9 protein-coding genes and 2 tRNA genes are annotated in these 13,342 nt (G+C 59.8%); 8 read left to right on the top strand and 3 right to left on the bottom strand.

Annotation, left to right across the window (positions count from 1 at the left end; all coding sequences use genetic code 11):
- Window positions 1–214 precede the first annotated feature (214 nt).
- The 3 genes from AB6724_RS11865 to AB6724_RS11855 all read left to right on the top strand — a co-directional run bounded on the left by AB6724_RS11865 (window position 215) and on the right by AB6724_RS11855 (window position 2,219).
- A tRNA-His gene (locus tag AB6724_RS11865) sits at window positions 215–290 on the top strand.
- Window positions 291–698: 408 nt separating this feature from the next.
- Window positions 699–956 (top strand): hypothetical protein, encoded by a 258-nt coding sequence (locus AB6724_RS11860; RefSeq protein WP_369338722.1) that lies wholly within the window; start codon window positions 699–701, stop codon window positions 954–956.
- Between the two features lie 117 nt (window positions 957–1,073).
- Window positions 1,074–2,219, top strand: a complete 1,146-nt coding sequence (locus tag AB6724_RS11855) for an acyltransferase family protein (protein ID WP_369338721.1) — start codon at window positions 1,074–1,076, stop codon at window positions 2,217–2,219.
- A gap of 391 nt (window positions 2,220–2,610) precedes the next feature.
- Here AB6724_RS11855 and AB6724_RS11850 read toward each other — a convergent pair whose 3' ends face one another.
- A complete protein-coding gene (locus AB6724_RS11850; RefSeq protein WP_369338728.1) occupies window positions 2,611–3,207 on the bottom strand; it encodes a sialate O-acetylesterase in 597 nt (198 codons plus the stop codon).
- Between the two features lie 209 nt (window positions 3,208–3,416).
- Between AB6724_RS11850 and AB6724_RS11845 the strand changes: the two genes are divergently transcribed.
- Window positions 3,417–3,501 (top strand) — tRNA-His (locus AB6724_RS11845).
- Between the two features lie 170 nt (window positions 3,502–3,671).
- Here AB6724_RS11845 and AB6724_RS11840 read toward each other — a convergent pair.
- Both AB6724_RS11840 and AB6724_RS11835 read right to left on the bottom strand, forming a co-directional pair.
- Window positions 3,672–4,907, bottom strand: coding sequence for a porin (locus AB6724_RS11840; RefSeq protein ID WP_369338720.1), 1,236 nt, complete (start codon window positions 4,905–4,907; stop codon window positions 3,672–3,674).
- 308 nt (window positions 4,908–5,215) lie between these two features.
- Window positions 5,216–5,905, bottom strand: coding sequence for a response regulator transcription factor (locus AB6724_RS11835; protein WP_369338719.1), 690 nt, complete (start codon window positions 5,903–5,905; stop codon window positions 5,216–5,218).
- A 122-nt stretch (window positions 5,906–6,027) separates the two neighbouring features.
- Here AB6724_RS11835 and AB6724_RS11830 point away from each other — a divergent pair, with 122 nt between their 5' ends.
- From AB6724_RS11830 to AB6724_RS11815, 4 genes are all read left to right on the top strand, one after another.
- A complete protein-coding gene (locus AB6724_RS11830) occupies window positions 6,028–8,076 on the top strand; it encodes a sensor histidine kinase (protein WP_369338718.1) in 2,049 nt (682 codons plus the stop codon).
- A 205-nt stretch (window positions 8,077–8,281) separates the two neighbouring features.
- Window positions 8,282–9,145 (top strand): DMT family transporter, encoded by an 864-nt coding sequence (locus tag AB6724_RS11825; RefSeq protein WP_369338727.1) that lies wholly within the window; start codon window positions 8,282–8,284, stop codon window positions 9,143–9,145.
- 84 nt (window positions 9,146–9,229) lie between these two features.
- On the top strand, window positions 9,230–9,463 hold the full coding sequence (locus tag AB6724_RS11820; protein ID WP_369338717.1) for a putative hemolysin: 234 nt from the start codon (window positions 9,230–9,232) through the stop codon (window positions 9,461–9,463).
- Between the two features lie 342 nt (window positions 9,464–9,805).
- Window positions 9,806–13,120 (top strand): bifunctional diguanylate cyclase/phosphodiesterase, encoded by a 3,315-nt coding sequence (locus tag AB6724_RS11815; protein ID WP_369338716.1) that lies wholly within the window; start codon window positions 9,806–9,808, stop codon window positions 13,118–13,120.
- Window positions 13,121–13,342 lie beyond the last annotated feature (222 nt).

The following is a 13,342-nucleotide window of genomic DNA, read 5'->3' as shown; positions in this document are numbered from 1 at the left end:
TGGCTGTAGCTCAGTTGGTAGAGTCCAGGATTGTGATTCCTGTTGTCGTGGGTTCGAGTCCCATCAGCCACCCCAAATTTAAAACGCTCTGTGAAACAGAGCGTTTTTCTTTGACTAAGAGGTGAACGCTTCGGAGTCATTGGTATTTCAATGTTTCATGCTCTTAAATTTGAGTTTGATGAGCATGAATTGAAGTATAATAAGCGCTTCTACGGTGGCTGTAGCTCAGTTGGTAGAGTCCAGGATTGTGATTCCTGTTGTCGTGGGTTCGAGTCCCATCAGCCACCCCAAAATTCTCTTTCGTATCAATGAGTTACCCGCACTTTTGCGGTTCGTGATGCGAGCCATTTCCAGAGAAAATGGGAATTTTCCAACGGTGCTCACAGCACCGTTTTTGTTTTCTACTCCGTCGCAGCAGCCCGTTTCACCTTCCGGCGGTCGTAATGTCGGTGCGTCGTCGCGGGGTTTGCGTGCGCCGCGAAGTCATATGCATCTGCCGACCGGCGCTCCAGCTTCGTCGTGATGGCGGCGGGTCGGATGTCCATGGTCGAGAAGTACTCGGGGTGACCCGTGATCGAGTATCCCGGGCCTTCGTCGTCCGTTTCCGCCCACTTCTGACGCCTGCGCTCCGCTTCGTGCCAGGCGGGCCGCCTGGAGGGCGATTGCAGCCTCTCGGTCGAAGGTCGCTATCCACTCACATGGCGTCCGACCAGACCGAATTCCAGCCGCTCTTGCTGTATGGCTGGCCCCTGCGGTTGGTCGAGAAGCCCATCGAAGTCAAAGTCCCGGTACCGGTCCCGTGCAAGGCGCCGGACATCCCGGAGCCGGACTGGCCGCTGGCCAAGGTCTCCGACACGGCCAGCGACTTCGTGTGGTTCCAGGCCACACTGGCCGAGCTGGCACTGCGCGCTGGCTACGAGATCAGGCTGAAAGCGGCGGTCGCCGCATGCCAGTAAGGCGCAGCTGGGCTGGATTAGAATTGCGGCGATGGCGATGTTACAGTCTCGCCTTGCAGCCCCGAACGGGCACCCTTGCGTCTAATGGTGCACGTCAAACACTCCAGCCCTGAGGCCATGAATAAGAAATACATCGACCAATTAACCTGGCTTCGTGGATTTGCGGCCTTTCTGGTTGTCGTGTCCCACTCACTCAGAGGAGCGGAAGTGGCATACGGCGCAGGGGACGTCGGGAGTAAGTTCCTGCCGTTGAACCTGCTAGATCTCGGCACTTTCGGGGTGTGCCTGTTCTTCGCGTTGAGCGGGTGTACGCTGTATATCAGCAATGCATCGACGGTGAAGACGGTTCGTGATATTCCCAGTTTTTACTGGAAGCGGTTGCTAAGGATTTGGCCGGCATTCGCTATTTCCATGGCCGTGTATATACCGTTCACCAAGCTGTTCAGCGCGCTTTATACGGGAAACGCTGGCCACTGGATCGGGCAATTTGTCACGCCATACACCTTGCGCGATGTTCTCAGCTACCTCTCGATGTCATCCGACATTTTTGGGCCGCGCACGATTATAAATGGCGCGTACTGGTCTCTTGCGATAGAGTTCCGGTACTACTTGATTCTTCCTGCCGTCCTGATCCTCATGCGCAAGAAGTGGATGGGGGTTGCTTCATGCATCGTCCTCAGCGCCGTCATGTGGGATGTGATTCACCATCAAGATGCGGTGCCTTTCGATCGGCCTGAGTTCTTTCAGTTGGGATTCACGTTTTTCCTCGGTGTAGCGATGGCCGCATTGCTCGTGGACCGCCCTCGGAGGATGAGGTTTAGCCATTCGTTCCTCATTTTTGTCGGGTGTGTGGCGTTGGTTTCAGCCATCCGTTTGGACTATATTGCGTTGCCGGAGCGAGGTTTCTTCAGCGACAAGACAACTTGCTACGGTGTGCTGGCGGTGGTGTGCGTATTCTTTGCACTATGTGCTGAACCGTTGAAGGCGAAATCGTGGTTTCTGGATCATCTATACAGCTACGGCCTCGTGTCATACAGCATCTACCTTTACCACATGCTTTTTGTGGGGGTGGCCGTCCTATTGATTGTTCGCTTCGAGCTATACGGCAACTATGAGAAGTTGGCCATAATATTTCCGCTGACTTTTTTTGGCAGTTACTTCGCGGGGGTTATTGGCTACCGGTTTGTTGAGAAGCCTTTCATTGAAATGGGTCGGGGGGCTTCGCGCAAGTTCTCTCAGGCTGCCCCGACTGCGACGCGTTGAGCGTCTGGGGCAAATGAATCTCTGGTCGCAATTTATCGCTGACGCTCGCAAATTTTGGCAGTCGTTACTCTATCGGCCGGATCTATCTAGGCCGAGCGTGAACGTCTCTGAGCTGACTCGGACGGAGAGGATCGCATACGAGCAGGGGCGCGAAGCTGAATCGGACGGCGAGCCCTTTGATGCGGACCCGTACCGAGCCGGCACGCGCCCGCATGATTGCTGGCGCGAAGGATGGCTCGACCGCGAGTTTTGGGCTCGGGCGTAGTAGCTATTTGACGGCGTTCAGCTTAAGCATAGCATCCGCGAACAGATCGCCAAGCGTCAACTGTCCGGCGGCGTTGTAGTGAATGCCTCCTGAGTCCTTCTGAAGACTGTCACAGTCAAACCACGCCTACCCCGGTAGCGTGACTCCTTCCTCTCCGGCGCGCACATCCGCGGCATATGGAAACTCCCCATGCGGTGGATTGACACGGCAGGCGGCAAACGGGATTGATTGGTCGGCCAAGTCACGCCGCCATGCCTGGATGAAAGCGACGAGATTTGCGCCGTAGTTCTTGGCCATCGCCGCATCCTTGGCATCGCTTTCCCCCTGCATCCACACAATGCCGGCAATCTTGATCGGCTTGGTTACCTTGGCCGTCTGGATCATATCCAGCATCTTGAAGTACAGCGACCCAGCACGGGTCGGGCTCCAGTCGACCGCGAGGTTCGTCGCATTCACCGAGCCCTTGATGATCCCGATCTTGCCGTATGGGCTGATCCGCTTGCCGAACGAGATCTCCGGGCCAAAGTAGTCGGGCTGCACGACGCCAGGTGCGAGTTTAGGCCACGCATTGGCATAGAAGACCTGAGTGTTTGGCTGCGGGGCCTTCCAGGCAGTCGATAGGTCGGAGATATTGGCTCCGGCACCTACGGCATTGCTCTGGCCGATTACGAGATAGACAGGAAGCGGGGGCGTGGCTGCCCCGTCAACGCGTAGACGGGGTATGTCTGGGCTTCAAGAAAGATTCCTCGGGGCGCTATCTTTCCTGCGTGGCGGAGACACACTGTGATAGGTGGTTCGGCGCGCCTCTGGAGCCCGGGTGGCCAGCGGCGGAAGGCGGCTACTCTGATGCTCGAAATTTTCCAACGGCCTCCCGAAAACCCGCGACATCGCTAGAGCAATTTTTCTGCATGGTTGGAAAATCAGAAATCTAAGTGGCTGATTTCATGCTGAAAAGTGACTTGAAAGACTGGATTGTGATTCCTGTTGTCTTGGGTTCGAGTCCCATCAGCCACCCCAAATATCAAAATGCCTCACCTTGTGTGAGGCATTTTTGTTTCTGGGCCTTCAGCGAGTTGCGATGCTGCTGCGCAAAGCAGGTTCAATCCAGCTGAAGTCTTGTCACCAAAACCAAAGCCCCTCTGGAGGGGCCTTGGTTTTGCAAGAAGCGGAAAGCCCTTCCTGTTGGCTTAGAAGGAGTGGCGGATACCTATTTGCAGGGCGCTCTGGCTGCCGTTTTCCTTCAGGCGTGTGTGGGAGCCATCCAGCCTCTGCCCCATGTTGTACGCGTCGCCAGTCAGAGGGTTAGTTTTGTTCTTGTTCTTTATATATGCCAAGGTGCCGTACAAGGCCGTGCGCTTGGATAGGTTATGGACATAGCCCAATGCCAGCGCGTTCGCTTTCATGTCATCCGAGGTGTTGCCAGTGAACCTCCATGAATCGCGGTACTGGTTCCATGAGGCACGGATTTCGCCTGCTGCGCCCACAGGAGCGGAAACGCCGAGCATGAAGCCCTTTTGGGTCAGATCCAGAGATGCAACCGAGGGGTTGAAGCTCTCGGATTTTTGTTTCGATTGACGATACGCGGTCGCGATCTTGACTACGCCCAGATCGTACGATCCGCCAAGGCTCCATGCCGTGGTTTTCAGACCATCGGTGGCAGGGCTAGGAGGAGTGCCAGTGTAAAAAGCGGTGCGGTCTCCTTTGTTGAGTTGCTCCAGTGCCAGACCCAGGCTCAGAGGACCGTTGTCGTAGGTGATGCCGGCGCCTAGGTAGCGGCTGGCGCTGTTGGTGAATTTACCGCTGATGGCATCCTTGTCTTCGCCAAAGCCGTAGTTCATCGAAGCAACCACGCCGTTGAAATTGGGCGACACATAGGTCACGGCATTGCTTACGCGGTTGTCGAGAAAATACTCGCGCCCCCACAGATAAGACGCTCCATAACCGGCCTGGCCCATGACATCGTAGCGGCTGGTGGCTTTGTAGGCTGCAGTCATCTCTCGGCCCAGGCGCACTTCACCAAAATTGCTGGACAAACCGACAGTGGACTGACGGCCGAAGCTGAGTGCGGTTGCCCCTGTGTCTGGAGTAAGGTCACCTTCCAGAACAAAATTTGCCTTCAGGCCACCACCCAGGTCTTCGGTACCTTTGAAACCCAGGCGGCTTTTTACATTGCCGCTATTCTCTAAGCCTGACCAGTTGCTGTTTACGATTTTCCAGTCGTTTCCATTCGCGCGGAAAGCACCGCCGGCTTCATAGGCAACGGACGTGTCCACCACGCCGTAGATGGTTACAGACGATTGGGCCATGGCGGCGCTAGATACGGCCATCGCGGCCAGTGCGATTAAGGATTTTTTCATTGCGATAAATTTAAGATTCAAAAGTGCAGCAGCTTTCCAAGACGAGTTCTTGTATGAGCTGTGCAAGATCTCTGCTCGAAGTTGAAAAGAGTGCAGAGCGTGTTTTGAAGTTAAAAATTGTTACGCAATGAATTCGGGATTTTCTCGTTACTAACGAAATTCGCTGAATATTAGCTGCATTCCAACAGTGCTTAGAAATGCTCAGTTTCGCTTTTCAGCTACCGGTTATCTTTCTCAAATTTTTTTGAGATCGCATGCCTTGCGCTCGTAGCTTGCAAGCCGGTTCTGATGTGTTCAAGCCCCTCGTTATGCTTGTCACGCTGTTTGGTCGCTTAGAAAGACAACCAAGCAGCGGAATGGGGCAGGCAATGGTCTCAAAGACTGACGCTTGCTTTCTCATGGAAGCGATAGCCGACATTGCGCGCTGTGTTGATCGGTAAGGTCAGCCCGCAGGATTCTTCGACCTTGCGGCGCAGGCGGCGCATCTGGGTGTCCAGACGGCGCTGGTCGTAGCTGAAAAAGTCTTCGTCCAGGGCCTGAATGATCTGCCGGCGGCTGACGGTGTTGCCGGCATTGCGCATGAGCTCATGCAGCACGGTCAGGTCCTGCTCGGACAGGGCGATGTCTGGCCCTCCCGGTGGGCGGAGGCTGCGAGGACCCAGTTCGAGCACCCAGGTGTCGGCCAGGCAAGAACTGGGCCCGTCCAGGCGCCTGGCCAGTGCTGCCAGGGTCGATGCCAGTTCGTCTAGGTCGGAGGTCTTGGAGAGGTAATGGTCGGCTCCGGTGTCGAGGCCGTTGACGCGGTCGCGTGCACCGCCGCGCGCCGTGAGCACCACAATGCCCAGGCGCTCGCCGCGTGCACGCAGTTCCTGGATCAGGGTCAGGCCATCGCCGTCAGGAAGTCCGAGGTCGAGCAGGGCAATACCGTGGCGGGTCGGGTCAAAGCGCTGGCGAAAGCCGGCCAGTGAGGATTCGGCGTCAACGCGATAGCCGCAGCCGCTGAGAAAGTCGCACAGCTCTTCACGCAGCACCGCCTCGTCTTCGAGCAGGATCAGATCAAGCATGGGTCTAGGGTAAGGCGCTGGGCGGGCAGCAATCTGAGCAATTCTGAGCATCGGCCGGTATTGTCTGCCAGGCAGCAGCCTCCACAGACCGGGTTCGCTTCAGGGGCCGATAATCGGCGCCGATGTGCTCCCTGATATCGTTTTTTATTCCGCGGCCGGCTCCGTTTCGGTGGTGGGTGCTGCTGGCGGCTTTGCTGCTGACCTTGGTCGGTACATCTGTTGGCGCGCAACCCGTGCTGCAGCTCGATGCTGGCAGCAGCATCTCGGCCAGCGGCCACCTGGCGTTGCTGCGCGACCCTGGTGGGCAATTGGCTGCCGATGCGACTGGCGAAGCGAGCTCGTGGCAGGCCTTGCCCGGCTCGGTGAAACTGGGCTATACCGATGACGCGGTCTGGCTGCGCCTGAGCGTGCAACGCGGCAGCGATGCTCCGGTCCGGTGGCTGCTGAAGTTCAGCAATGCGCTGCTTGACGACGTACGCTTGTACCGGCGCGATGCTTCCGGGCATTGGCAACTGGCGCAGCGCTCCGGTGAGGAGCAGGATCGCCGGCTCTGGCCTATCGATGCCAGGAATCCCGTGCTGCCGCTCCAACTGAACAGCGCCGAGCCCGAGCCGCTGCTGCTGCGCGTGCAAACCCGCAACGCGCTGACGACACGCCTGGAGATCGCGACGCCGGAGCTGCACGGATCCGAGTCGCAGCGTGAAAGTTTCTATTATGGGCTGGGCCTTGGCTTCGGCCTGCTGCTGGTCCTGTTCCATGCCTTGTTCTGGCTCAAGACGCGGGAGATGGTCAATGCCTGGTATGTGGCCTATGTGGGGCTTGCGCTGCAAAGCGAGTGGCTGACCTCGGGTCTGGCTCAGCAGGCGTTCGGCCTGCCGGGATGGCTTTCGGATCATTGGCTGAGTCTGGTCTTGTGCACGGCCCTACCGGTCGGCGTGTTCTACAGCGATCTGCAGTTGGGCTTGGCACAGCGCATGCCGCGCTTCAGCCGGGGCTTGATCGCCGTCTTTTCTGCGATCGGGCTGATCGCGGCCATGCTGGTCATTGCGGGCAATATCGGGGCCGGCATGCAGCTGATGCAGCTCGGTGCCCTGACGGCCATGGTGCTCATGATAGGAACGGCGCTGTGGCTGCTGCCGCGCGACGATGGTCGCGCGCGCGCTTTCTTGCTGGTGTTCGGCATCTATTACGCGGGCGTGACGGTGGCCTTTCTGCGCAATCTGGGGCTGTTGCCCAACACGGTGATCACCCAGAACGCCACTGCCCTGGGTACCCTGGTGCATATGCTCGTGATGAGCGTGCGGCTCAGTGAAGGCTACGACAGGATGCGTCGCGAGAAAGAGGCTGCGCAGCAACGCCTGGTGGCTCTGGTGGGTCAACAGAATGAGCTGCTGGAGCAGGAGGTGCTTCGCCGCACCGTCGCTTTGCGCCAGGAGATCGCTAGGCGGGAGTATCTGGAGGTCGAGCTGCGGGCGGCGCTGGAAACCGAACGCCGGACCCGGCAGTCGCAACTGGACTTCATCGCCATGATCTCGCACGAGTTCCGTACCCCGCTTGCCATCATCAACACCACGGCCCAGCAGATTGCCCGCAATCTTGATGCGGCGCGTGAAAAAACTCTGGCGCGCTGCACCAACCTGCGCGATGCCGCCAAGCGCATGATGGCTCTGGTCGATGAGTACCTGAGTACAGACCGTATGAATACCGAGCAAGCGCCGTTCCAGCCTCGGGAGTGCTCCGGCGAGGAGCTGCGCGAGCTGTTGGACGATCTGGCCGCGGACTGGCCCGATGCAAGGGTGAGGCTGCATGACGCAGCCTTGCCCGAGCGGCTATGGTGCGATCTGGAGCTATTGCGGGTGGCGGTGCGCAATCTCTTGGCGAATGCCGACCGTCACACCTTGCCTGATTTGCAGTTCGATCTGGAGGTCTTGGCGCGACCGCAGGGCAGATTCGCTATCAGGGTGAGCAATCCGGGTGCTGAGATACCTTCCGATGAGGTAAAGCATCTGTTCGAAAAATACTTCCGTGGGCGTCAAGCTCAGCAGTCGCCGGGAGCAGGATTGGGCCTGTATTTGGTGCGTCGGATTGCCGAGCTGCATGGGGGAGAGGCCTACCTGGAAAGTTCCGGAGGAGATGGGGCGGTGCAGTTCCAGCTGAGCATTCCTATGTGAGTCTCACACAGTGAGGCTGCAAGCTTGTTGCAAGCCGCGGTGGCCAAGCCCGGTCACGACTGAGCATCGCTTGTGGCTGGCTGCACACGAAGGTGTTTGCTCCGTTTGTCGCCAGAGTAGTCGTTGGGTGGGTCAGCCTGAAAATTCGCAAGCATTGTTGCGCCCGCAATACGATGTTTCCGTCAGCTATTTCAAGGGTTTCTTCATGCCGTTGTTTCATGTAGTCGTGCTGACTTCTCTGGCCATGCTGGCCTTTGCCGCCAACTCATTGCTGTGTCGCATGGCGCTACAGTCTCAGGCCATCGACGCGGCAAGCTTCACCGCGGTGCGCCTGGTGTCGGGCGCGTTGATACTGGCGCTGGTCGTGCGCCTGAGGCGGGCCCCTGCCGCGGGCGTCGGCAACTGGTGGTCGGCCTGGATGCTGTTCGCTTATGCCGCGGCCTTCTCCTTGGCCTATGTGAGCCTGCCGGCGGGAGCGGGCGCACTGATTCTGTTCGGAGCCGTGCAGGCCACGATGGTGGGCGTAGGTCTGTGGCGCGGGGAGCGACTGGCGCTGCGGCAGTGGGCCGGTTTGCTGCTGGCCCTGACCGGCCTGGTGGTACTGCTTCGGCCCGGGCTGTCCGCGCCGCCCTGGAGGGCATCCTTGCTGATGCTGGTCGCCGGCATGGCCTGGGGTGTTTACTCTCTGCGCGGCAAGGGGGCGGCCGACCCCATGGGCGTGACGGCTGGCAATTTTCTGCGCGCTGCACCGCTGGCGCTGTTGCTGCCTGCCCTGATGCCGAGCCAGATTTCGATGAATGCGGCAGGGCTGGCATATGCGCTGTGCTCTGGTGTACTGACTTCGGGGCTGGGCTATGTGGTGTGGTATGCGGCGCTGCCGGGCCTGAAGGCTGGAACGGCCGCTTCCGTGCAACTTAGCGTGCCGCTGCTGGCGGCAATTGGTGCCGTATTGCTGCTGGATGAGGCCTGGACTTTGCGGCTGACGCTGGCCGGCGGCGCTATTTTGGGTGGCATTGCCCTGGTCGTTGTATCGCTGTCTGGCGGGAAAAATGCCTCGAGCAAGGCCTAGTTACGCGGTATTTGCAATGCTTCAAAAAAACGTGCTGAAAGCGCGCACGCCTTCTCGTGATAGGGCATTTGATACATTGAGCACATGAACAAAGCACTAGGCGCAGCAGGAGCCGTGATTGCTGTACTGACTCTCAACGGCTGCGCTCAGACGGTCACCATCAGCATGGGCAATCCCTCTGCTTCCAATTGCAGCAAGCAAGGCGGCAAGCTGCGCACGGAAACCGGTCCTGACCTTGATCGCAGCATTTGCCAGCTGCCGGACGGCTCGGCCATTGAAGAGTGGGTGCAGCATCGCAAGGACCCGGCGGCCAAGTAATCTGCTCTGCACACTATCCAGGCTTCGAATGGGTGGAGTGTTCCGCTCCCGCAGACAGCTTCCCGCGTCACGCCCGGGCGCGCTCAAACGCCTCGGGACTGACTCCGCTTCACTGGTCGTCGACGATGAAATCCCCGGCCACCGACTGTTTTTTTCTTCCCTGGTGGCGGACAGCTGTTTGTTAGTCGCGCGACCTGGTCGTGGACGGGACGGATTCGAGCTATCTCGACCTGGCGCAAATCTTGCCTTGTCGCAAATAGGTAAGAAAATGCAACAATTCGTGTGATCGCCTGTGATGCTTGGTCATCGGGCACCCTGTATTTCGGAAGGACGCTTGCATCGATGACGGCCATGACCAACCACCGGGAGTTTCGCGAATCGGCATATTGGCTGGCAGCCTTGCTGGCTGGGCTGTGGCTGCTGCGGATACTGCCGGCGCCGGATGAGGCGCGAGGGCTGGTCAGCTACCTGCCCCTGCACACGAGCATGGAGATGCTGTCGATAGCGGTGGCTGCGATGGTGTTCAGCATTGCCTGGGTCACACAGAAATACCGCCTGAATGGACGGGCCCTGGTCCTGGGCACCGGTCTGCTGGGGGTGGCGCTGCTGGATCTGTCGCACACCCTGTCGTATGCCGGCATGCCGGATCTCATCACCCCTAGCGGCCCGGAAAAAGCCATCAATTTCTGGCTGGCGGCACGTGCCATGGCTGCAGCCGCCCTGCTGTGGGCGGCGCTCTGGCCCCATGGCTGGAGCGGCTGGCTGAACCGGCGCTGGCGTTATCTGGGACTGCTGGTCATGGGGGGGATTGTCGGGGCCGTGCACTATCTGCTGCTGGTACACCCGGACAGCATGCCGCGCACCTTTGTGCCCGGCAGCGGGCTGACGGAGCTCAAGATCCAGCTGGAATACGCGCTGATGGCGGCCTACATCGTGGCGGGCCTGGGATTTTTGGGGCAGGTTTCACGGGAGCCCGGGCGTGCCTATTTGGCGCTGGCGTCGTTCATTCTGGCGATTTGTGAGTACTTCTTCACGCTGTATGCCAATGTCTCCGACGTCTACAACCTGGCAGGGCATCTGTACAAGATCATTGCCTATGGTTTCCTGTACCGCGGACTGTTCGTCGAGACCGTGCGCCAGCCGTATCTGGGCCTGCAGATGGCCGAAGCCCGCCAGCGTGCCACGCTGGAAACCCTGCCTGATCTGCTGTTCGAAATGGACCGCAGGGGGGTGTACCTGGAGGTGCACGCCAACGACCCGGAGCAGCGGGCGGCGACCAAGCTGCGATTGCTGGGAAAGCCCGTGGCCGAGGTGCTGCCGCCCGAGGCTGCAGCCACCTGCCTGGCGGCGCTGGAGCAGGCGGAGGCCGAAGGTGTGGCGCGGGGTCAGCGCATCTGTTTGCCAAAGCCCGACGGAGAGCATTATTTCGAGCTGGCCGTGGCCAAAAAGGCCGCACCTGCCGGGCGCCAGCCTACCTATCTGGTGCTGTCCCGGGACGTGACGGCCGCGGTGCACAACGAACAGCACCTCATGGCCGAATCCTTGCTGAATGCCGCGCTGCTCGAGTTGCAGCACCAAGACGGTCACGAACTGGAAAGTGATTTTCTGCGCTGTGGCGTGGAGTTTGCTCGGCGACTGAGCCACAGTTCCGTGGCACTGCTGCTGTTTGCACAGTCCGATGGAAAGGGGGCGGATCTGGCCATGGGCTTGGCTCCTCAGGGTCTGGACCTGGATGAACTGGTCCGGGCGATGCCCTGGCAGGAGGTGCTGAGTCAGCGCCGGGCTGTGGTCTGGCCGAGCCAGGGGGGGCGCGAATCCCTGCTGCAGCGCTGTACCTGCCTGCCCGTGATCGAAGGAGGGCGGGTGCGCATGCTGCTGGGAGTGGGCAACAAGCCCGAGGGCTACAGCGAGCAGGATGTGCAGGCTCTGCAGACTCTGGCCGATACCATCTGGCAGCGAACCACGCAGCGGCGGCAGGAGGCCATCATCCACCGTCTGTCCGAGGCGTTGGATCAGAGCCCTTCGCAGGTGATCATGACCGACACCCAGGCTCGCATTCTGTATGTCAACCGCGCCTTCACCGAGGTCAGTGGCTACACCGCCGAGGAGGTGCTGGGGCGCAATCCGCGGCTGCTGCAATCCGGGTTGACGCCGCGTTCCACCTACGTCGAGATGTGGCACAGGCTGCCGCAGGGCCTGCCGTGGCAGGGGGAGCTGATCAGCCGCCGCAAGAACGGTCAGACCTACACCGAGAGCGCGTCGCTCTATCCCATCCGTGATGCCTTCGGTCAGGTGACCCATTACGTGGCTCACAAGGAGGACATCAGCCTGCGCCGCGAGGCCGAGGAGCGCATCCGTGCGCTGTCGAATTTTGACACCCTGACCGGGCTGAGCAACAAAAAATCGTTTGAGGAGCAACTGGCCGAGGCGATTGACCGCAGCATGGCGCAGCGCGAGCGGCTGTCGCTGTTGTGGTTCAACCTGGACCAGTTCAAGCTGATCAACGAAAGCCTGGGCCACGCCGCGGGCGACGAGCTGCTGGTGGAACAGGCCAACCGGTTGCGCCGCAGTCTGGGGGCGCAGATTCCGCTGGCACGCTACTCCAGCGATGTCTATGTGGCCATAGTACCTAGGGCAGAGCAGGCCGCCGTGGCGCTGATGGTTCAGGATGCCTTGATGCTGCTACAGACTCCGGTACGCCTGCAGGAGCACACGCTGCATTCGGGTGCCTCGGCTGGGGTGGCAGTGTTCCCCGACGATGCTCAAACGGCGGGCACCTTGGTCTCGGCGGCCGAGCTGGCGATGTACCGCGCCAAGCAGGATGGCGGCAACACGCTGCGCTTTTTTGCCCCCGAGATGCAGGCGCACACACGTCGTTCGCTGGAACTGGCCTCGGGCCTCAAGCACGCCATTGAGCATGGTGAGCTGTTCCTGGCTTTCCAGCCTCAGTGCGCTCTGGGCAGCGGAGTCCTGACCGGTGCCGAGGCCCTGCTGCGCTGGCGCCATCCGCAATGGGGGCTGGTGTCGCCGGCCGAATTCATTCCGATTGCCGAGCAAAGCGGCGCCATCGTGGCCATCGATCTGTGGGTGCTGGAGCATGCCGCGCGGCAGGTGCGCGAATGGGATGCCCAAGGGCTGCCTGAGCTGGTGGTTGCAGTGAACGTGTCGGCCGCACAGTTTGGACGTCCGCATTTTGTGGAGGAAGTCCTGGCTACCCTGCGGCGCGTGGGAGTAGAGCCACAGCGCATCGAGATGGAACTGACCGAGGCTGTGGCGCTGAAGCAGCCCGAGCAGGCAGAAATCACCATTCGCAAGCTGCATGCCGCTGGTTTTCTCGTGGCGCTGGACGACTTTGGTACCGGCTATTCCTCGATGAGCTACCTCAAGCGCTATGCCATCGACAAGCTGAAGATAGACCAGTCGTTCGTGCGTGAGCTGGTGGATGAAAGCAGCGACCAGGCGATTGTCACGGCCATCATTCGCATGGCCCAAAGCCTGGGCCTGCGGACCATCGCCGAAGGGGTGGAAACCGCCGAGCAGGCTCAGCTGCTGCAGGCCTACGGCTGCGACGACATGCAGGGCTATTGGTACAGCCGGCCGCTGGAGCCACAGGCTTTCGCGGCGTTTGCCGAGCACAGCCTGCAACTGGCGACATAGTCGCTGGCGCTGCCGGGCAAAATGCGCTTGGTTGGCAAGTGCATTGCGGCCATGTGCTGGTGAGAATGGTTTGAATGTATCCGGGTGTAATATGAGCTGAGTGCATGATGGAGATGCGGTTCAGTCGAGGTAGTTCAGGTCTCTGTAGCGCCGGATATCCACGGTTCTCGGGGCTGTTGCTCCTGGCAGGTTGCCGTGTCGCTGAGTTCAGGATGGGTTCGT

The sequence above is a fragment of the Comamonas guangdongensis genome (assembly GCF_041079535.1).
GTDB lineage: Bacteria > Pseudomonadota > Gammaproteobacteria > Burkholderiales > Burkholderiaceae_C > Comamonas > Comamonas guangdongensis.
This window is presented reverse-complemented; position numbering and strand designations above follow the sequence as displayed.